The following is a 19,264-nucleotide window of genomic DNA, read 5'->3' on the forward strand; positions in this document are numbered from 1 at the left end:
GTGCAGATGGCGAGCATTCTACAGATGCCCGTAGAAACAATTAGCAAAACCTGACCAGCCGGTTCATCACACAGCGGCCTGTTCCCGTCGATAGGCGTAAGTGTCGGCGAAGCGCGAGAGCAGGAATTCGGCGCACGTGGTGGCCGGGTACTTCGCCGGGTGTAATTCGTTCTGACAACCGGGCAGACATTCGATGGGCGTATCGGGGTGTGGTTCGGCGAAGAACGGCATCGAATAACGATCAACGCCCAGCGGGCTGATGACCCGGTGCGGCGTCGACAGGTAACGATCGTTGCTCCAGCGCGCCATCATGTCGCCGAGGTTAACCACGAACGTGCCTTCGATCGGCGGCGCGTCGATCCACTCGCCGTTGACGTTGCGCACTTGCAGGCCACCGGCGGCGTCCTGGTACAGCAGGGTGATGCAGCCGTAATCGGTGTGGGCGCCGGCGCCTTGTTGTTCCTCGGAGCTGGCGGTATGGCGCGGCGGGTAATGGATCATCCGCAGCACGCTGACCGGCTGATGGAAGCGTGTGTCGAAGAAGTCGCGCTCGATGTTCAGCGCCATGGTCATCGCGCGCAACAGCGTTTGGGCGAGTGCCTGCATGTCGACGTAGTGTTGCTCCATCAAGGCTTCCCAACCGGGCATCGAGGGATGACGGTTGGGGCCGCGCAGCGGTTTTTCCGTCAACACTTCAGGGTGATCGGCCGGAAGGTGCAGGCCCATGTCGAAGGTTTCTTTCAGGTCGCTGGGTTTGCTCGGGTCCAGTTGCTCGGTGGCAATGGCGCCGTAGCCGCGATGGTGGCGGGTCTGGGTGATGTCGATCTTGAGCTTTTCGGCGGTGGGCAAGGCGAAGAAGCGTTGGGCGTGGTCGAGTACGGCGGCGATGCGTTGCGCGGAAATTGGGTGTCCCTTGATGTAGAAGAAACCCCACTCGCGGCAGGCGTGGTCGATTTGGCTGGCGACGGATTGCCAGGCGGTTTGGTCATCGCTGTAGAGCGGGGCGATGTCGATGATCGGAAGTTGGTTCATGCGCAGTCCTTAAGAACGCTGAAAATCCATTGTGGGAGCGGGCTTGCTCGCGAAGGGGCCAGCACATTCAACATCTCTGTTGACTGACCCACCGCCTTCGCGAGCAAGCCCGCTCCCACAGGGATTTGTGTTTGGCTCGGGAATTACTTGGGAATGTCGGCTTTCATGCCTTCAACGTAGTAGTTCATCGATGCCAGCTCCGCATTGCTCGCCGTCGCGCCCGCCGGGATTTTCTCGTTGCCGGCCTGGTCCTTGATCGGCCCGGTGAACGGGTGGAAGGCGCCGCTTTTGATGTCCGCAATGATCTGCTCGGCCTCGGTTTTCACCGCCGCCGGCACAAGGTCACTGATCGGCAGCTCAACCGTGCCTTCCTTCAACCCGCCCCAGTAATCCTGCGATTTCCAGGTGTGGTCGAGCACGCTTTGGGTCGCTTGAATGTAATGCGGGCCCCAGTCGTTGACGATCGACGTGAGCACCGCTTTCGGCCCGAAGTGCGCCATGTCCGAAGCGTAGCCGACGGCATACACGCCGCGACGTTCGGCCGCCTGAATCGGCGCCGGGCTGTCGGTGTGTTGGAACACCACATCGACGCCTTGGTCGATCAGCGCGTTGGCGGCGTCGGCTTCCTTGCCCGGATCGAACCACGAGTTGACCCACACCACCTTGATCTCGGTACCGGGGTTGTACTTGTTCAGGGCCAGTTGAATGGCGTTGATGTCGCGGATCACTTCCGGGATCGGGAAAGACGCGACGTAGCCAATCTTCTTGGTCTTGGTCATCTTCGCCGCGAGGAAACCGCCGACGTAGCGACCTTCATACGTGCGCGCCAGGTAGGTGCCGAGGTTCTTGTCCTGCTTGTAGCCGGTGGCGTGTTCGAAGGTCACTTTGGGAAACTGTTTGGCGACTTTCAGGGTCGGGTTCATGTAGCCGAACGACGTGGTGAAGATCAGGTCGTACTTGTCCTTGGCCATGTTGCGGATCACCCGCTCGGCATCGGCCCCTTCGGCGACGTTCTCCACATAGTTGGTGGTGATCTGATTGCCGAACTTTTCGGCCAGCGCCTTGCGCCCCTGTTCATGCTGATACGTCCAGCCGTGGTCACCGATCGGGCCGATATAGACGAAGCCGACTTTCAGCGGGTCGGCAGCGCTGGCGGTCAGGCTCGCGCTCAGACCGATAGCCGCGGCAACGGCGCAAAGCAGCTTCTTCAACGGACGTTTGTGCATGAATTCGAACTCCATGTTGTTGTGAGGTTGGCAGGGGCAATGCAAATTGCTGACCAACAGGACAACAAAAACGCCGAAACCGTGTAATGGCCTTCGCGGGCAAGCCTCGCTCCTACAAGCGACGCCAACCTGTAGGAACGAGGCTTACCCGCGAAGAGGCCCACAAGGCCAATAAAAGTGCACGTGCCAAACCTGCTGCCATCCACTGGTGCGCTAAGGTGTAACGAAACGTTAGCGCCGCCCCGCAGTCAGTAGCTCATCACTCTGTTTGCTCCACTCGGCAAAAAAGGCCCGCAATGCTCACACTCCTCAAGCAAGAAAAGTTTCTGCTGCTGGCCGTGATTGCCGCCGTCGTTGCTTATCCGATGGAACACTGGATGCTGCACAGCGGCCAGCCCATCGCGCTGACCGCTGGCCTGGTGCTGATTGCCTTCATCGTCGCCGCCTCCATGCGCGTCGCCCATCACGCCGAACTGCTCGCCGAAAAAGTCGGCGACCCTTACGGCACGATGATCCTGACCCTGGCCGCGGTGCTGGTGGAAGTGGTGATCCTGGCGATCATGATGAGTAACGAAGCCTCGCCAACCCTGGTGCGCGACACGATTTATTCGGCGGTGATGCTCGACATCAACGGCATCCTCGGCCTGGCCGCGTTGATGGGCGGGATCAAGCACGGCGAACAGTCGTACAACGATGACTCGGCCCGCAGTTACAGCGTGATGATCCTCACCGCCATGGGCGTGTCCATGGTGGTGCCGGAGTTCATCCCCGAGGCCAACTGGAAGATTTATTCGGCGTTCACCATCGGCGCGATGATCGTGCTCTACACCCTGTTCCTGCGTATGCAGGTCGGGCCGCACAGTTATTTCTTCAGCTACAGCTACCCGGAAAAACGCCGCAGGAAAGTCCCGGAAGAGGAACCTGAGCCAGTCAATCTGGCGCTGAGTATCGGCACGTTGGTGTTCGGCGTTGTGGTGATCGGCGCCTTGGCCGAAGTGATGTCCAAGACCCTCGACCTGGGCCTGGAAGGCACGGGAGCACCGCCGGTGATTACGGCGATTCTGGTGGCGGCGATTTCCGCCGCGCCGGAGATTCTGACGGCATTGCGCGCGGCCTTGGCCAATCGCATGCAATCGGTGGTCAACATCGCCATGGGGGCGTCACTGTCGACGGTGATCCTGACGGTGCCGGTGATGGAAGCGATGGCGCTCTACACCGGCCAGCCGTTCCAGATGGCGATGACCCCGGTGCAGACGGTGATGATCTTCCTCACCCTGATCGTCAGCGCGATCAACCTCAACGACGGCGAAACCAATGCCATCGAAGGCATGACGCATTTTGTGTTGTTTGCGACGTTCATCATGTTGTCGCTGCTGGGGCTTTGAAACACCACATACCACTGTGGGAGCGGGCTTGCTCGCGAAGAGGGGAGTGTCATTCAACATTGATGTCGACTGGCACTCCCTCTTCGCGAGCAAGCCCGCTCCCACATTAGATCGTGCTCGTCTTACGCGCCGGCGATTAGCTGCCGAGCCGCCTGGCTGTGATCAGCAATCAATCCCTTCAGATCCAGGCCCTCGACCTGCCCATCAATCACTCGCCACTTGCCACCGATCATCACCCGGTCCGCACGATCCGCACCACACAGCAGCAACGCCGACACCGGATCATGACTGCCGGAGAAGCGCAGCTCATCGAGTTTGAACAGCGCCATATCCGCCTGCTTGCCCACCGCCAGCTCACCGATGTCGGTCCGGCCCAGCAAACTGGCCGAGCCCTTGGTTGCCCAACCCAGAACCAATTCCGGGGTGATCTTCTCCGCGCCATAACGCAGCCGCTGAATGTAAAGCGCCTGACGGGTTTCGAGCATCATGTTCGAGGCATCGTTGGACGCTGATCCATCCACCCCCAGACCCAGCAACGCGCCAGCAGCGGTCAGGTCCAGGGTCGGGCAAATGCCGGAGGCCAGGCGCATGTTCGAGCTCGGGCAATGGCAAACCCCCGTGCCCGCGGCGCCGAGGCGGGCGATTTCGTCCGGGTTGAAGTGGATGCCGTGGGCCAGCCAAGTGCGTGGACCGAGCCAGCCGACGCTGTCCAGATAATCCACTGTGCGCAAGCCGAAGCGTTGCAGGCAGAAGTCTTCTTCGTCGAGGGTTTCCGCCAGGTGCGTGTGCAGGCGCACGTCGAGTGTGTTCGCGAGCTCGGCGCTGGCGGACATGATTTGCGGCGTCACCGAGAACGGCGAGCACGGTGCCAAAGCGATCTGGATTTGCGCACCATCGCCACGCTGGTGGTACTCGGCGATCAAGCGCTGGCTGTCCGCGAGGATCACTTCGCCTTCCTGGACAGTCTGCTGCGGTGGCAGGCCGCCGTCCTTTTCCCCCAGGCTCATGGAGCCGCGGGTCAGCATGGCGCGCATGCCCAGTTCGCGGACGCTCTCGACTTGCACGTCGATCGCGTTTTCCAGACCTTCTGGAAACAAATAGTGGTGATCAGCGGCGGTGGTGCAGCCGGACAGCAGCAACTCAGCCAACGCAACTTTCGTGGCGAGGGCGAGTTTTTCAGTGGTGAGGCGTGCCCAGACCGGGTAGAGGGTTTTCAGCCACGGGAACAACGGCTGATTGACCACCGGCGCCCAGGCGCGGGTCAGGGTCTGATAGAAGTGGTGATGGGTGTTGATCAGCCCCGGCAGGATCACATGCTCGCGGGCATCGAAAACGTGTCCACAGGGCGCGGACGGTTGCTGGCCAGCGGCGAGCACTTCGACGATCACGCCGTCTTGCACAACCAGGCCGCCACGGGCATCGAGGTCATTGGCAGTAAAGATGGCGAGGGGATTTTTTAACCAGGTACGGGTCGCAGGCATGTTGGCCGGCTCCTCTGAAAGTGGGGTTCAGGTTAGCCAGCTCAGTGATTACCCTGTCTGCTGATCCAGGGTCGCCGCTAGGGCGAGGTGCGGAGTTTCGAACATAACCGCCTGGCCGGCAAGCCCTGCCCGACCAGACGACGCAAACCTTATGTGGAATGACATCCAAGGAGCGAGCCTGCTCGCGATGGTGGGTCAGCTGCATGGGTGTCGACTGACACTCCATCGCGAGCAGGCTCGCTCCCACAGGGGGAGGGTGGTGTTTACCAGGGAATGGTTTCACCCCGGTAATTCACGAAGTGATGCCCACCCTTGCCGACATAAGCATTCACCTGATCAACCAACCCACGCGTACTGGTTTCCACGTCGATATCGGCACCTTCACCGCCCATGTCGGTCTTCACCCAGCCCGGGTGCAACGACAACACCGTGAGTTTCTGCTCGCCTAGTTGAGTGACGAAGCTGTTGGTCATGGAATTCAGCGCCGCTTTACTGGCCTTGTACAACGCCAGCTCCGGCGCGTCCGGCATGGTCACGCTACCCAGCACCGAACTCATGAACGCCAGAACGCCGGTCTCCGGGCGAATCTGCCCGGCAAAACGTTGTGCCAGGTTGATCGGCGCCACCGCGTTGGTGAAGAACAATTGGCCGACCTCGGCGAACGTCGCGCCGCCCGGCGTCTGAACGTCCGGCCCCTTGACCCCGGCATTCACGAACAGCAAATCAAACACTTCACCCTTGAGCTGTTGGCTCAGGGCGATGACCGCCTGCTGATCGTCCATATCGAGTTTCTCGATCCGTACCTTGCCCAGCGCTTGCAGCGCCTCGGCGTTCTTCGGATTGCGCACGGTAGCGGTGACTTGCCAGCCGTCGGCCAACAGGGTTTTCACCAGGCCGAGGCCCAGGCCTCGGGAGGCACCGATGATGAGGGCGGTTTTTGCCTTGGACATGAGTGGCTTCCTTGATAAATGAGGATCATGGATTCAGTGGACACCGCTGACCGAGCCGTTGTTGCAACTCGTGGCGCAATGCACCGAGTTCGTCCATACGGGTTTCAATCAGCTTGAGTTTGTCTTGCAGCAACTGCGTGACGGCGCTGTCAGGATCCGGCGATTGCCAGATCGTGGCGACGCTGTTGCCGATCTCGCCGAGGGTAAAGCCCAACCGCTGAGCCGTCTTGATGTACAGCACCAGTTGCACCATGTCTGGCGGATAGTCGCGATAGCCGTTGGCACTGCGTTGTGCGGCGATCAGTCCGCGCTGCTCGTAGAAACGCAGCGTGTCGCGGCTGACGGCGCTGGCCTGGGCTAATTCACCGATGCGCATCATGACGTCTCGAGAGGGGCTTGACCTTGGAGCATACTCCAGGCTTTAGCCTTGTTGCTCCCTGAATGTATGGAGCAAGGCCGATGTGGACTTCAACGCAATATCGCCGGTTGGTGCGGGGCAGCGCCTGGTATGACTTGATCGTGACGGCAGCGTTTATCACGCCGTGGAGTTTTACCGCGTTGCAGGGGGTGTTGTTGAGTGTGAGCCAGGCTTTCGATTTACCTGGAGAGTTGCCGCCGTTCGAGCCGATGCACATGTTGATGGCCAATCTGTTGGGGTCGATTGTCTGCGTGTGGGCGGTGCTGCGGATTCGTGATCCGCAGCAGATTTTTGGTCGGTATGACGCGGTGGGGCGGTTTCTGTTTTCGGCTTGGCAGCTTTATGCCTTGCTCCATGGTGCCAGTTCGCTGTTGGTGATTTTTCTGGTCTTTGAGTTGGCGTGGGGCGTGGTTCAGGTGTTGCCTGTCCGGCAGCCTTCGCGGGCAAGCCTCGCTCCTACATGTCCAGTGCCGGTTTCACGAATTGCGCAAAACCCGTAGGAGCGAGGCTTGCCCGCGAAGAGGCCGGTCGGGTCAACCTTAATGCCCCGCCCGCCACGGCTGCCCCAACGACACCGGCGCATACAACCGTGTGCGCACCGCATCCCGCGACAGCAGCACCAACACCACGATGGTCGCGACATACGGCAACATCGCCAGCAGACTCGACGGTATCGCCAGCCCCAACCCCTGCGCCACCAGGTGCAGGATGCTGGCGAGCCCGAACAGATACGCGCCCAACAGCAAGCGCCACACTCGCCAACTGGCAAACACCACCAGCGCCAAGGCAATCCAGCCACGGCCGGCGCTCATGTTTTCCGCCCACATCGGCGTATAGGCCAGGGACAAATAGGCACCGGACAAACCCGCCATCGCCCCGCCGAACAACACCGCCAAGGTGCGCACGCCGAGCACCGGCAAGCCCATGGCACTGGCCGCATCTGGATTTTCGCCGACCGCTTGAATGATCAAGCCCACACGACTTTTCAAAATCACCCACGCCACCAGCGCAAACAACGCGAACGACAGATACACCAGCAAATCCTGGGCAAACAGCATTCGCCCGATCAAAGGTATTTCACTCAGGTAAGGAATCGCCACCGGCTCAAAACCGGCCAGCGGTTTACCGACCCACGCCGCGCCGACAAACGTCGACAGGCCCACGCCGAAAATCGTCAGCGCCAATCCAGTGGCCACCTGATTGGCGTTGAACACCAATGCCACCAGCGCAAACAGCGACGACAACAGCATCCCGGCGAGCATCGCCAGCAACACGCCGAGCCACAGGTTGCCGCTGTTCAGGGCGACGATAAAACCGATCACCGCGCCAAACAGCATCATGCCTTCCTGGCCCAGATTCAGGACGCCGCTTTTCTCACAGATCAATTCGCCCAGCGCCACCAACAGCAACGGCGTGCCGCAACGGACCATGGCGTAGAAAATATTGCTCAGCAGATCGATATCCATCACAGCGCTCCTGCGTGTACGGCGGTGGCTTGCGCGCGACGAGTCCAGCGCAGGTGCAAACGCGGTCGGTAGAGAATCAGCACGTCACTGGCCAACAGGAAAAACAGCATCATTCCCTGGAACAACTGGGTGATGGCTTGCGGCAGGTTCATGCTCATCTGCGCGCTCTCGCCACCGATGTACAGCAACGCCATCAGTAGGCTGGAAAACAGAATGCCGATAGGGTTGAGCCGCCCGAGAAACGCCACCGTGATCGCGGCATAGCCATAACCCGGCGAAACCTGCGGCACCAGTTGGCCAATCGGCCCGGTGACTTCACATACCCCGGCCAGCCCCGCCAATCCGCCGCTGATCAACAGCGCCAGCCAGATCAGCCGCTTCTCGCGAAACCCGACGAAGCTCGCCGCGCGCTTGTCCAGCCCGAGCACTTTGATCTGGAAGCCGACAAAGCTTTTTTGCAGCAAAACCCAGACGGCCACCAATGCGAGCAGGGCGAAATACACTCCGGCGTGAACCCGGCCGTCCTCCATCAACAGCGGCAAACGACTGGCATCGCCGAACATCGCCGACTCCGGAAAGTTGAACCCGGCCGGGTCCTTCAACGGCCCATGCACGCAGAACAGCAGTAGGTTCAGTGCGATGTAATTGAGCATGATGCTGGTGAGGATTTCGTTGGCATTGAAACGCGTGCGCAACCATGCCGTCAGCCCGCCCCACGCGGCACCGGCAAAAGTGCCGACGAGCAGGATCAGCACCAGCGCCCAGCGACTTTGCATATCGATGATGTTCACCGCCAGTGCACTGCCGGCCAGGGCGCCGAGCAGCAACTGACCTTCGGCGCCGATGTTCCAGATCCGCGCCTGATACGCCACGGCCAGCCCCAGCGCGCACAGCAGAATCGGCAAGGCTTTGACCAATAGTTCGGAGACACCATACAAGTCGCTGACCGGCGCAATCAGCAGGGTGTGCAGTGTGAGCAGCGGATCATGGCCCAGCGCAATAAACAGCAGCGAGCCGCAGCCCAATGTCAGGGCCGCGGCCAGCAACGGCGAGCACCACAGCATCAGGCGCGATTGCTGGCCACGGGGTTCGAGAGAAAGCAGCATGTGAAACTCCGTTAAACCGTTGCGGATGCGAGTGAGTGTGGGGCGTCGAACTGGCCGGCCATCCAGCCGCCGACGTCGATCAGGCGCGTGTCGACCGTGGCTCTGAGTGGCGACAGGCGTCCGCTGCACAAGGCACCGAGCCGGTCGCTGATCTGGAACAGTTCGTCGAGGTCTTCGCTGATCACCAGGATCGCCGCGCCGGCATCGCGCAAGGCAATCAACGCACGGTGAATGGTCGCGGCGGCGCCGACGTCCACGCCCCAGGTCGGGTGCGCGGCCACCAGCAATTTCGGTTGCTGGAGGATTTCCCGGCCGAGGATGAATTTCTGCAAATTGCCGCCGGACAAACTGCGAGCCGGCGCTTGGGTACCGGGTGTTTTCACGCCAAAGCGGCGGATGATTTCTTGCGCCAACGCCTCGACCTTGGCGCGCTGAATCAGGCCGTTGCTGACCAGCCCTTGTTGAAACGCGGTGAGCAGGGCGTTATCAGCGAGGCTCAGTTCGGGCACCGCGCCGTGACCCAGACGCTCGGCGGGAATAAACGCGAGGCCAAGGTGGCGTCGAGCATCGGGCCGCAAATCGGCGACCGGCTGCCCACCGAAACGGATCGTCCCGTTGTCGTTTCGGCTCAACCGTTCTTCGCCGCTGAGCAGGGCCAGCAATTCATCCTGACCATTGCCTGCCACGCCGGCGATACCGACGATTTCGCCGCTGCGCACTTCTAGGTCGATGTCCGTCAGGGAGCAGCCGAACGGGTCCGGGTTGTGCCACGACAATCTGCTCACATTCAAAAACGCGTCACCGCCGATCACCTTCGGATAATCGGTGATCAGCTCGGCGGCTCCCCCCACCATCAACCTCGCCAATTGCTGATCCGAACACTCGGCCGGCACGCAATGACCGGCCACCCTACCGCCGCGCAGCACCGTTGCGCTGTGGCATAACGCGCGCACCTCGCCGAGCTTGTGGCTGATGAACAGAATGCTGCAACCCTCGGCGGCGAGTCGGCGCAGGGTGATGAAGAGGTCGTCGGCCTCCTGCGGTGTGAGCACGGAAGTCGGTTCATCGAGAATTAGCAGGCGAATGTCCTGCATCAGGCAGCGAACGATTTCCACCCGTTGCCGCTCGCCGATCGACAGACTGTGGACCAGTCGCTCCGGTTCGAGTGCCATGCCGTAGCGCCGGGAGACTTCACGAATCCTGGGCTCAAGCTGCTTCGGCGTGCCGGCCGCCGCGCCCATCGCCAATGCAATGTTCTGCGCCACGCTGAGGGTTTCGAACAGCGAGAAATGCTGGAACACCATGCCGATTCCCAGTCCGCGAGCCTGTGCCGGATTGCGCATGCTCACGTGCTGGCCTTGCCAGATCATTTCCCCGGAATCGGCATGGGTGACGCCGTAGATGATTTTCATCAACGTACTTTTGCCCGCGCCGTTTTCGCCGAGCAGGGCGTGGATTTCGCCGGGAGCAATGTTCAGGTCGATGGCGTCGTTGGCCAGGCAGCCGGGGTAACGTTTGCTGATTCTGCGCAGTTGCAGGCGAGGCGCTTGATCGGGGATCGGCACGGGGTTGGGCATGACAGGCTCGGGTCGCTAGAAGTTATGCCTGTGGATAAAGCAATTTCCTGGCCATTGAGTCAGGAAAACTGAAAATCCTTGCTGGCAAAGGTATTCAGGGCGAGTCCCCACCAGTTTTTTTGCCTAGTCAGGCACCACTTGAGGGCAAAGTGCTTGATCAGGCTCTGATTTTGCTCGCCGGGTACTGGTCAAAAAACGAGCAGCACGCCGCAACCTATGCCGGATATAGGGCAGAGCCAGCCATGAACGGGTTATCCACAGGTTGTTCCACAGTATTTGTGCGCAAGCCGAAAGCACGGGCATAAGTACTGTGCGGCTATCTTCTAAAGGTGATAACCGGCGCTAACTGTTTGTTTTTCCGTGGGATTAGTGGTTTGTGTGGAAAATTGGACGAAAAATGAACAAAGCCCGCAAAGCCGCATGACAGAAGGGTTACAGCAGGATGTGCTCAGGTTATCCACAGCCGGGTGCACAGCAGATGTGGGCAAGTGAACAGGCTCGATGAAAGGGCAGTGAGCGGTGTTGGTGCGATCAGTGCTGCAACACAATGCGCCCGCGACTCAGGTCTGCGAGCTGAGTTTGCAGGGTCGTGATTTGCTCTTTACCGATCGCCAATTGCAATTCCACGCCATTGGCGGTGAAGGTTTCTTCCACCACCAAACCGCCAGATTCCGCGACGCGCAGTTTCACCAGCGCCAACTCACCAAATGCACAGGCACAGCTCACCGGCATCCGGCTGATCAGCTCGACTTTCGCGGCACCTTGCAGGCACTTGTTCGCGCCACCGCCATAGGCCCGGGCGAGGCCGCCGGTGCCCAATTGAATGCCGCCATACCAACGAATCACCAGCACCGCGACCTGATCGCAATCCTGCGCTTCGATGGCCGCCAGAATCGGTCGTCCTGCGGTGCCGCCCGGTTCACCATCGTCATTGCTGCGGTATTGGTCGCCGAGCTTCCAGGCCCAGCAGTTGTGCGAGGCATTCAAGTCGCTGTGCTGATCGATGAACACCTGGGCTTCAGCTGGGCTTGCGATCGGCGCGGCGAAGGTGATGAAGCGGCTTTTGCGAATCTCTTCGCGGTATTCGCAAAAACCGCTGAGGGTAAAAGGCATAAGTGTCTTAGATAGCTGGCGTGAGGCCGCAGCCTTTTAGGATGATGCGGATCAGGTTGTTGCCGGCGTCTTCCATGTCCTGTTTGGTCAGCTTGGTACGGCCGCTGACACGGCAGATCTGGGTGGCGAAGTCGGCGTAATGCTGGGTGCTGCCCCACAGCAGGAAGATCAGGTTCACCGGGTCGACCGGATCCATCTTGCCGGCGTCGATCCACGCCTGGAACACCGCCGCCCGCCCCTGGAACCAGGCGCGATAGTCCTGATTGAAATACTCGGTCAGGCATTCACCGCCACTGATCACTTCCATGGCGAAGATCCGCGAGGCTTGCGGCTGGCGACGGGAGAATTCCATTTTGGCACGGATGTATCGCGTCAGCGCTTCGGCCGGATCGTCCTCGGCAGTCAAGGTGTTGAAGGTGCTGTCCCACAACTGAAGGATATTGCTCAACACCGCCACGTACAAACCGAGTTTGTTGGTGAAGTAATAATGCAGGTTCGCCTTGGGCAGCCCGGCATTCAGGGCGATGGTGTTCATGCTGGTGCCTTTGAATCCGTGACGGGCGAACTCGTCTTCGGCGGCTTTGATGATGGTCTCTTCGTTCTTCTGACGAATGCGGCTGGCGGGTTTGCCGCCGTGAGCGGGGACTTCAAAGGTCATAGGCACTTCCAAACAAGTGGATGGGTGTAGCCACTGCGTTGATAGCGCACCCACAAGCTTCAGACAAGTCCTGACGCAATAAAACCTGAACACCACAATTCCTGTAGGAGCAGAGCTTGCTTGCGAAAGCGGCATGTCAGTCGACATTGATATAGCTGACACGCCGCCTTCGCGAGCAAGCTTCGCTCCTACAGGTTTCCACCACTTTCAACGTGTCGCCGCGAGGCTCTCCAGAAAACTTTCCAGAACCAAATGTGGGCGCCGGCCCTTGCGCGTGACCGACGCGAGGCTCAGGTCATAAAAGCGCGCCTTGGGTTTCAGCGCACGCAATCGGCCTTGCTGCACCCAGAGGCTGGCGTAGTGGTCCGGCAGGTAGCCGATGTAGCGCCCGGTGAGGATCAGGAACGCCATGCCTTCGCGGTCCGAGGCACTGGCGGTGCAATTGAGCGCCTGATAATGCGCCTGGATTTCCGCCGGCAAACGGAAGGTCGGTGCGATGGCGTCCTGACTGTTGAGGCGCTCGTCGTCCAGTTGCTTGTCGTCGACGTAAAACAAGGGGTGGCCGACCGCGCAATACAGCAGCGAGCGTTCGCTATAAAGCGGCTGATATTCCAGCCCCGACAGTGCACTGGCCTGCGGCACCACGCCGACATGCAAGCGACCGTCGAGCACGCCTTGTTCGACTTCGTTGGGCGCGATCATGCGGATCTGAATCTGCACGTCCGGCCCGCGTTCCTTCAGTTGTGCCAGGGCATGGGTGATGCGCATGTGGGGCAGGGTGACGAGGTTGTCGGTCAGGCCGATGGTCAATTCACCACGCAAGTGCTGGTGCAGACCGTTGACCTCGGTGCGGAAACTTTCCAGTGCACTTAATAGCTGCAACGCCGATTGGTACACCTCGCGACCTTCTTCGGTCAGGGAAAACCCGGCGCGACCGCGTTGGCATAGACGAAGGCCGAGGCGCTGTTCCAGATCGCTCATTTGCTGGCTGATGGCCGAGCGACCGATGCCCAATACCGACTCCGCCGCAGAAAAGCCGCCGCATTCCACCACACTGCGGAAAATGCGCAGCAGGCGGATATCAAAGTCACTGACTTGTGCGAGTGGATCGGGGCGGCGAATGCTCATGCGCAAATAGCTCAAAGTTTAGTGTTTGACAGACTGAACGTTAGAAGAGTTGGATTTCACCGACTTTATCCTCGTGGCAACTTAGCTGCAAGAACGCTTTTGATCTCTATGCCGCTTATTGCCCTGCGAGGTTTTGCCCATGAACTTGCCCGAAAACGCCCAGTCTCCTTTGGCCAGCCAGCTCAAGCTCGATGCCCACTGGATGCCCTACACCGCCAACCGCAATTTCCAGCGCGATCCGCGACTGATCGTTGCAGCGCAGGGCAGCTGGCTGACGGACGACAAGGGTCGCAAGGTCTACGATTCGCTGTCGGGTCTCTGGACCTGTGGCGCCGGGCACACTCGCAAGGAGATCCAGGAAGCGGTCGCCAAGCAGTTGGGCACCCTGGATTACTCGCCAGGCTTCCAGTACGGCCATCCGTTGTCGTTTCAACTGGCCGAAAAAATCACCGACTTGACGCCGGGCAATCTGAATCACGTGTTCTTCACCGATTCGGGTTCCGAGTGTGCTGACACGGCGGTGAAGATGGTGCGTGCTTACTGGCGCCTGAAAGGCCAGGCGACCAAGACCAAAATGATCGGCCGTGCCCGTGGCTATCACGGCGTGAACATCGCCGGCACTAGCCTCGGTGGCGTGAACGGCAACCGCAAAATGTTCGGTCAGGCGATGATGGACGTCGATCACCTGCCGCACACGTTGCTGGCGAGCAATGCGTATTCCCGTGGCATGCCGACGGAGGGCGGTATCGCTCTGGCGGATGAACTGCTCAAACTGATCGAGCTGCATGATGCTTCGAACATCGCTGCGGTATTCGTCGAGCCAATGGCCGGTTCCGCTGGTGTGCTGGTTCCGCCACAGGGCTACCTGAAGCGTCTGCGCGAAATCTGCGATCAACACAACATCCTGTTGGTGTTCGACGAAGTGATCACCGGTTTCGGCCGTACCGGTTCCATGTTCGGTGCCGACAGCTTCGGCGTGACCCCGGACCTGATGTGCATCGCCAAGCAAGTCACCAACGGCGCGATCCCGATGGGCGCGGTGATTGCCAGCTCCGAGATCTACCAGACCTTCATGAACCAGGCGACGCCAGAGTACGCGGTGGAATTCCCGCACGGTTACACCTACTCCGCGCATCCGGTGGCTTGCGCCGCTGGCCTGGCCGCACTCGACCTGCTGCAAAAGGAAAACCTGGTGCAGAGCGTGGCCGAAGTCGCGCCACATTTCGAAAATGCGCTGCACGGCCTGAAGGGCTCGAAAAACATTATCGACATTCGTAACTACGGTCTGGCCGGCGCGATCCAGATCGCGCCACGTGACGGCGATGCCATTGTGCGTCCGTTCGAAGCCGGCATGGCGCTTTGGAAAGCCGGGTTCTACGTGCGCTTTGGCGGTGACACCCTGCAATTCGGCCCAACCTTCAATAGCAAGCCGCAAGACCTTGATCGTCTGTTCGACGCGGTCGGCGAAGTGCTGAACAAAATCGACTGATATTCCCCTCTATATGAGGCGCCCTTCGAAGGGTGCCCGTGGACAACTTTTCAGGAGCTGCGCATGAGCCTTATCCCGCATTTGATCAATGGCGAACTGGTGACCGAAGACGGTCGCACGGCTGACGTGTTCAACCCGTCCACTGGCCAGGCCATCCACAAGCTGCCGTTGGCCAGCCGCGAAACCATTCAGAAAGCCATCGACTCGGCAAAGGCTGCCTTCCCGGCCTGGCGTAACACGCCGCCGGCCAAACGTGCGCAGGTGATGTTCCGTTTCAAGCAACTGCTGGAACAGAACGAAGCACGCATCGCTCAGTTGATCAGTGAAGAGCATGGCAAGACGCTGGAAGACGCGGCGGGCGAGTTGAAGCGCGGTATCGAGAACGTTGAGTTCGCATGCGCAGCGCCGGAAATCCTCAAGGGTGAGTACAGCCGTAACGTCGGTCCGAACATTGATGCCTGGTCGGACTTCCAGCCGTTGGGCGTGGTAGCCGGTATCACTCCGTTCAACTTCCCGGCGATGGTGCCGCTGTGGATGTATCCGCTGGCAATTGTCTGCGGCAACTGCTTCATCCTCAAGCCGTCCGAGCGTGATCCGAGCTCTACGCTGCTGATTGCCCAGTTGTTGATCGAAGCAGGTCTGCCTAAAGGTGTGCTGAGTGTGGTGCACGGTGATAAGGCGGCAGTGGATGCGCTGATCGAAGCGCCGGAAGTCAAAGCGCTGAGTTTCGTGGGTTCGACGCCGATTGCCGAATACATCTATGCCGAAGGTACCAAGCGCGGCAAACGCGTCCAGGCACTGGGCGGCGCGAAGAACCATGCGGTGCTGATGCCGGATGCGGATCTGGACAACGCGGTCAGCGCACTGATGGGCGCAGCCTACGGTTCTTGCGGTGAGCGTTGCATGGCGATCTCGGTGGCCGTGTGTGTGGGTGACCAGGTGGCGGATGCGTTGGTGGCCAAGTTGGTGCCGCAAATCAAGGCGCTAAAAATCGGTGCGGGTACTTCTTGTGGGCTGGACATGGGGCCGCTGGTTTCCGGGCAGGCGCGCGATAAAGTCAGTGGCTATATAGAAGACGGCGTTTCTTCGGGTGCGTCCCTGGTTGTGGACGGTCGTGGTTTGAGCGTGGCCGGACATGAGGAAGGTTTCTTCCTGGGTGGCTGCCTGTTCGATAACGTCACGCGTGAGATGCGCATCTATAAAGAAGAGATCTTTGGGCCGGTGCTTTGCGTCGTTCGGGTCAACAGCCTGGAAGAGGCGATGCAGCTGATCAACGATCACGAGTATGGCAATGGCACCTGCATCTTCACCCGTGACGGGGAAGCGGCGCGGTTGTTCTGTGATGAGATCGAAGTCGGCATGGTCGGCGTCAACGTGCCGTTGCCGGTGCCAGTGGCTTATCACAGTTTCGGTGGCTGGAAGCGTTCGCTGTTTGGCGATCTGCATGCGTATGGCCCGGATGGCGTGCGTTTCTACACCCGTCGCAAGGCCATTACCCAGCGCTGGCCACAGCGTGCGAGCCATGAAGCGTCGCAATTCGCATTCCCTAGCTTGTAAGTAGAAGGGCAGAAGGCCGAGCCCTTTTGGGGCTCGGCCTTCGTGTTTTCGGGGTTTTTTGACCTATATGACAGAAATGTGAAATTAGGTGTTGACGGCAGATTCTGGAAGTCTATAATTCGCCCCACTTCCGGCGCAGTCGAAACGGAAAACTCCTTGGTAAACAAAGAGTTACGCAGTTTTCGGCAGCGAGTTGCTTCAGGTCATCGAAGCCCAGAAGGAGTTGATCAGGCAGGGTTGTTTAGCTTGATTGACGATTCGATCTTCTCGGTCGAAAGCGGAGAAAAAGAGGTGTTGACAGCAGCGAGTAACGCTGTAGAATTCGCCTCCCGCTAACGAGAGATCGGAAGCGCAAGTGGTTGAAGTTGCAAAGGAAACTTTGAAGGCTTCTGAAAATAACCGCTTGACAGCAACAGAGGCTGCTGTAGAATGCGCGCCTCGGTTGAGACGAAAGATCTTAACCAACCGCTCTTTAACAACTGAATCAAGCAATTCGTGTGGGTGCTTGTGGAGTCAGACTGATAGTCAACAAGATTATCAGCATCACAAGTTACTCCGCGAGAAATCAAAGATGTAACCAACGATTGCTGAGCCAAGTTTAGGGTTTCTTAAAAACCCAAAGATGTTTGAACTGAAGAGTTTGATCATGGCTCAGATTGAACGCTGGCGGCAGGCCTAACACATGCAAGTCGAGCGGCAGCACGGGTACTTGTACCTGGTGGCGAGCGGCGGACGGGTGAGTAATGCCTAGGAATCTGCCTGGTAGTGGGGGATAACGCTCGGAAACGGACGCTAATACCGCATACGTCCTACGGGAGAAAGCAGGGGACCTTCGGGCCTTGCGCTATCAGATGAGCCTAGGTCGGATTAGCTAGTTGGTGAGGTAATGGCTCACCAAGGCGACGATCCGTAACTGGTCTGAGAGGATGATCAGTCACACTGGAACTGAGACACGGTCCAGACTCCTACGGGAGGCAGCAGTGGGGAATATTGGACAATGGGCGAAAGCCTGATCCAGCCATGCCGCGTGTGTGAAGAAGGTCTTCGGATTGTAAAGCACTTTAAGTTGGGAGGAAGGGCATTTACCTAATACGTAAGTGTTTTGACGTTACCGACAGAATAAGCACCGGCTAACTCTGTGCCAGCAGCCGCGGTAATACAGAGGGTGCAAGCGTTAATCGGAATTACTGGGCGTAAAGCGCGCGTAGGTGGTTTGTTAAGTTGGATGTGAAATCCCCGGGCTCAACCTGGGAACTGCATTCAAAACTGACAAGCTAGAGTATGGTAGAGGGTGGTGGAATTTCCTGTGTAGCGGTGAAATGCGTAGATATAGGAAGGAACACCAGTGGCGAAGGCGACCACCTGGACTGATACTGACACTGAGGTGCGAAAGCGTGGGGAGCAAACAGGATTAGATACCCTGGTAGTCCACGCCGTAAACGATGTCAACTAGCCGTTGGGAGCCTTGAGCTCTTAGTGGCGCAGCTAACGCATTAAGTTGACCGCCTGGGGAGTACGGCCGCAAGGTTAAAACTCAAATGAATTGACGGGGGCCCGCACAAGCGGTGGAGCATGTGGTTTAATTCGAAGCAACGCGAAGAACCTTACCAGGCCTTGACATCCAATGAACTTTCCAGAGATGGATTGGTGCCTTCGGGAACATTGAGACAGGTGCTGCATGGCTGTCGTCAGCTCGTGTCGTGAGATGTTGGGTTAAGTCCCGTAACGAGCGCAACCCTTGTCCTTAGTTACCAGCACGTAATGGTGGGCACTCTAAGGAGACTGCCGGTGACAAACCGGAGGAAGGTGGGGATGACGTCAAGTCATCATGGCCCTTACGGCCTGGGCTACACACGTGCTACAATGGTCGGTACAGAGGGTTGCCAAGCCGCGAGGTGGAGCTAATCCCAGAAAACCGATCGTAGTCCGGATCGCAGTCTGCAACTCGACTGCGTGAAGTCGGAATCGCTAGTAATCGCGAATCAGAATGTCGCGGTGAATACGTTCCCGGGCCTTGTACACACCGCCCGTCACACCATGGGAGTGGGTTGCACCAGAAGTAGCTAGTCTAACCTTCGGGAGGACGGTTACCACGGTGTGATTCATGACTGGGGTGAAGTCGTAACAAGGTAGCCGTAGGGGAACCTGCGGCTGGATCACCTCCTTAATCGACGACATCAGCTGCTCCATAAGTTCCCACACGAATTGCTTGATTCATTGAAGAAGACGATAAGAAGCAGCCCGAAATTGGGTCTGTAGCTCAGTTGGTTAGAGCGCACCCCTGATAAGGGTGAGGTCGGCAGTTCGAATCTGCCCAGACCCACCAATTTTGTGTGGGAACCTGTAGAAATACGGGGCCATAGCTCAGCTGGGAGAGCGCCTGCCTTGCACGCAGGAGGTCAACGGTTCGATCCCGTTTGGCTCCACCACTACTGCTTCTGTTTGTTGAAAGCTTAGAAATGAGCATTCCATTGTGATGATGGTGAATGTTGATTTCTAGTCTTTGGCTAGATCGTTCTTTAAAAATTTGGGTATGTGATAGAAAGATAGACTGAACGTTACTTTCACTGGTAACGGATCAGGCTAAGGTAAAATTTGTGAGTTGCTCTTAATTGAGTATTATCGAATTTTCGGCGAATGTCGTCTTCACAGTATAACCAGATTGCTTGGGGTTATAT

The 19,264-nt window shown here is 58.7% G+C and carries 15 protein-coding genes, 2 tRNA genes and 1 rRNA gene; 7 read left to right on the plus strand and 11 right to left on the minus strand.

Annotation, left to right across the window (positions count from 1 at the left end):
* Positions 1 to 66: 66 nt before the first annotated feature.
* Together ACA068_RS03560 and ACA068_RS03565 are read right to left on the minus strand one after the other, a co-directional pair.
* A complete protein-coding gene (locus tag ACA068_RS03560; RefSeq protein WP_497307660.1) occupies positions 67 to 1,032 on the minus strand; it encodes a 2-oxoglutarate and iron-dependent oxygenase domain-containing protein in 966 nt (321 codons plus the stop codon).
* 143 nt (positions 1,033 to 1,175) lie between these two features.
* Positions 1,176 to 2,258, minus strand: coding sequence for a BMP family ABC transporter substrate-binding protein (locus ACA068_RS03565; protein ID WP_497307662.1), 1,083 nt, complete (start codon positions 2,256 to 2,258; stop codon positions 1,176 to 1,178).
* A 296-nt stretch (positions 2,259 to 2,554) separates the two neighbouring features.
* Here ACA068_RS03565 and ACA068_RS03570 point away from each other — a divergent pair, with 296 nt between their 5' ends.
* A complete protein-coding gene (locus ACA068_RS03570) occupies positions 2,555 to 3,643 on the plus strand; it encodes a calcium:cation antiporter (RefSeq protein WP_497307664.1) in 1,089 nt (362 codons plus the stop codon).
* A 122-nt stretch (positions 3,644 to 3,765) separates the two neighbouring features.
* Here the strand turns inward: ACA068_RS03570 and ACA068_RS03575 are convergent, their stop codons facing one another.
* The 3 genes from ACA068_RS03575 to ACA068_RS03585 all read right to left on the minus strand — a co-directional run bounded on the left by ACA068_RS03575 (position 3,766) and on the right by ACA068_RS03585 (position 6,450).
* Positions 3,766 to 5,124 carry an 8-oxoguanine deaminase gene (locus ACA068_RS03575; protein WP_497307665.1) on the minus strand — a complete coding sequence of 453 codons (1,359 nt, stop codon included), beginning with the start codon at positions 5,122 to 5,124 and terminating at the stop codon, positions 3,766 to 3,768.
* Between the two features lie 263 nt (positions 5,125 to 5,387).
* On the minus strand, positions 5,388 to 6,074 hold the full coding sequence (locus ACA068_RS03580) for an SDR family oxidoreductase (protein WP_497307667.1): 687 nt from the start codon (positions 6,072 to 6,074) through the stop codon (positions 5,388 to 5,390).
* Between the two features lie 25 nt (positions 6,075 to 6,099).
* The gene (locus ACA068_RS03585) at positions 6,100 to 6,450 is read right to left on the minus strand and encodes a MerR family transcriptional regulator (RefSeq protein ID WP_497310532.1); all 351 of its coding nucleotides are present in this window, start codon (positions 6,448 to 6,450) and stop codon (positions 6,100 to 6,102) included.
* 83 nt (positions 6,451 to 6,533) lie between these two features.
* On the opposite strand from ACA068_RS03585, the gene ACA068_RS03590 reads away from it, so the two are divergent.
* Positions 6,534 to 6,992 carry a hypothetical protein gene (locus ACA068_RS03590; RefSeq protein WP_497307669.1) on the plus strand — a complete coding sequence of 153 codons (459 nt, stop codon included), beginning with the start codon at positions 6,534 to 6,536 and terminating at the stop codon, positions 6,990 to 6,992.
* A gap of 39 nt (positions 6,993 to 7,031) precedes the next feature.
* On the opposite strand, the gene ACA068_RS03595 is transcribed toward ACA068_RS03590, so the two are convergent.
* The 6 genes from ACA068_RS03595 to ACA068_RS03620 all read right to left on the minus strand — a co-directional run bounded on the left by ACA068_RS03595 (position 7,032) and on the right by ACA068_RS03620 (position 13,540).
* Positions 7,032 to 7,958 carry an ABC transporter permease gene (locus tag ACA068_RS03595; protein ID WP_497307671.1) on the minus strand — a complete coding sequence of 309 codons (927 nt, stop codon included), beginning with the start codon at positions 7,956 to 7,958 and terminating at the stop codon, positions 7,032 to 7,034.
* On the minus strand, positions 7,958 to 9,064 hold the full coding sequence (locus ACA068_RS03600) for an ABC transporter permease (RefSeq protein WP_497307673.1): 1,107 nt from the start codon (positions 9,062 to 9,064) through the stop codon (positions 7,958 to 7,960). Before ACA068_RS03600 ends, ACA068_RS03595 begins: the two co-directional genes overlap by 1 nt.
* Positions 9,065 to 9,075: 11 nt before the next feature.
* Positions 9,076 to 10,641, minus strand: coding sequence for an ABC transporter ATP-binding protein (locus ACA068_RS03605; protein WP_497307675.1), 1,566 nt, complete (start codon positions 10,639 to 10,641; stop codon positions 9,076 to 9,078).
* Between the two features lie 531 nt (positions 10,642 to 11,172).
* A complete protein-coding gene (locus ACA068_RS03610) occupies positions 11,173 to 11,754 on the minus strand; it encodes an IMPACT family protein (protein WP_497307677.1) in 582 nt (193 codons plus the stop codon).
* A gap of 7 nt (positions 11,755 to 11,761) precedes the next feature.
* On the minus strand, positions 11,762 to 12,412 hold the full coding sequence (locus ACA068_RS03615) for a TetR/AcrR family transcriptional regulator (protein ID WP_109627829.1): 651 nt from the start codon (positions 12,410 to 12,412) through the stop codon (positions 11,762 to 11,764).
* Between the two features lie 207 nt (positions 12,413 to 12,619).
* Positions 12,620 to 13,540 (minus strand): LysR family transcriptional regulator, encoded by a 921-nt coding sequence (locus ACA068_RS03620; protein ID WP_084319101.1) that lies wholly within the window; start codon positions 13,538 to 13,540, stop codon positions 12,620 to 12,622.
* 139 nt (positions 13,541 to 13,679) lie between these two features.
* Between ACA068_RS03620 and aptA the strand changes: the two genes are divergently transcribed.
* From aptA to ACA068_RS03645, 5 genes are all read left to right on the plus strand, one after another.
* Complete coding sequence (aptA, locus tag ACA068_RS03625; RefSeq protein ID WP_497307679.1) at positions 13,680 to 15,029, plus strand: omega-aminotransferase AptA; 1,350 nt, start codon at positions 13,680 to 13,682, stop codon at positions 15,027 to 15,029.
* Positions 15,030 to 15,092: 63 nt separating this feature from the next.
* Positions 15,093 to 16,586, plus strand: a complete 1,494-nt coding sequence (locus ACA068_RS03630) for a CoA-acylating methylmalonate-semialdehyde dehydrogenase (protein WP_497307681.1) — start codon at positions 15,093 to 15,095, stop codon at positions 16,584 to 16,586.
* A 628-nt stretch (positions 16,587 to 17,214) separates the two neighbouring features.
* A 16S ribosomal RNA gene (locus tag ACA068_RS03635) occupies positions 17,215 to 18,753 on the plus strand.
* 82 nt (positions 18,754 to 18,835) lie between these two features.
* Positions 18,836 to 18,912, plus strand: a tRNA-Ile gene (locus ACA068_RS03640).
* A gap of 27 nt (positions 18,913 to 18,939) precedes the next feature.
* A tRNA-Ala gene (locus ACA068_RS03645) sits at positions 18,940 to 19,015 on the plus strand.
* The last annotated feature ends 249 nt before the right edge of the window (positions 19,016 to 19,264 follow it).

The sequence above is a fragment of the Pseudomonas sp. LBUM1660 genome (assembly GCF_059695935.1).

Excerpts from the sequence above, each read along its gene's own strand:
- ACA068_RS03570 (WP_497307664.1), top strand. The coding sequence starts at position 2,555 with ATGCTCACACTCCTCAAGCAAGAAAAGTTTCTGCTGCTGGCCGTGATT.
- ACA068_RS03605 (WP_497307675.1), bottom strand. The coding sequence starts at position 10,641 with ATGCCCAACCCCGTGCCGATCCCCGATCAAGCGCCTCGCCTGCAACTG.
- ACA068_RS03565 (WP_497307662.1), bottom strand. The coding sequence starts at position 2,258 with ATGCACAAACGTCCGTTGAAGAAGCTGCTTTGCGCCGTTGCCGCGGCT.
- ACA068_RS03580 (WP_497307667.1), bottom strand. The coding sequence starts at position 6,074 with ATGTCCAAGGCAAAAACCGCCCTCATCATCGGTGCCTCCCGAGGCCTG.
- ACA068_RS03575 (WP_497307665.1), bottom strand. The coding sequence starts at position 5,124 with ATGCCTGCGACCCGTACCTGGTTAAAAAATCCCCTCGCCATCTTTACT.
- ACA068_RS03610 (WP_497307677.1), bottom strand. The coding sequence starts at position 11,754 with ATGCCTTTTACCCTCAGCGGTTTTTGCGAATACCGCGAAGAGATTCGC.
- ACA068_RS03630 (WP_497307681.1), top strand. The coding sequence starts at position 15,093 with ATGAGCCTTATCCCGCATTTGATCAATGGCGAACTGGTGACCGAAGAC.
- ACA068_RS03600 (WP_497307673.1), bottom strand. The coding sequence starts at position 9,064 with ATGCTGCTTTCTCTCGAACCCCGTGGCCAGCAATCGCGCCTGATGCTG.
- ACA068_RS03620 (WP_084319101.1), bottom strand. The coding sequence starts at position 13,540 with ATGAGCATTCGCCGCCCCGATCCACTCGCACAAGTCAGTGACTTTGAT.
- ACA068_RS03560 (WP_497307660.1), bottom strand. The coding sequence starts at position 1,032 with ATGAACCAACTTCCGATCATCGACATCGCCCCGCTCTACAGCGATGAC.
- ACA068_RS03615 (WP_109627829.1), bottom strand. The coding sequence starts at position 12,412 with ATGACCTTTGAAGTCCCCGCTCACGGCGGCAAACCCGCCAGCCGCATT.
- ACA068_RS03585 (WP_497310532.1), bottom strand. The coding sequence starts at position 6,450 with ATGCGCATCGGTGAATTAGCCCAGGCCAGCGCCGTCAGCCGCGACACG.
- ACA068_RS03590 (WP_497307669.1), top strand. The coding sequence starts at position 6,534 with ATGTGGACTTCAACGCAATATCGCCGGTTGGTGCGGGGCAGCGCCTGG.
- ACA068_RS03595 (WP_497307671.1), bottom strand. The coding sequence starts at position 7,958 with ATGGATATCGATCTGCTGAGCAATATTTTCTACGCCATGGTCCGTTGC.
- aptA (WP_497307679.1), top strand. The coding sequence starts at position 13,680 with ATGAACTTGCCCGAAAACGCCCAGTCTCCTTTGGCCAGCCAGCTCAAG.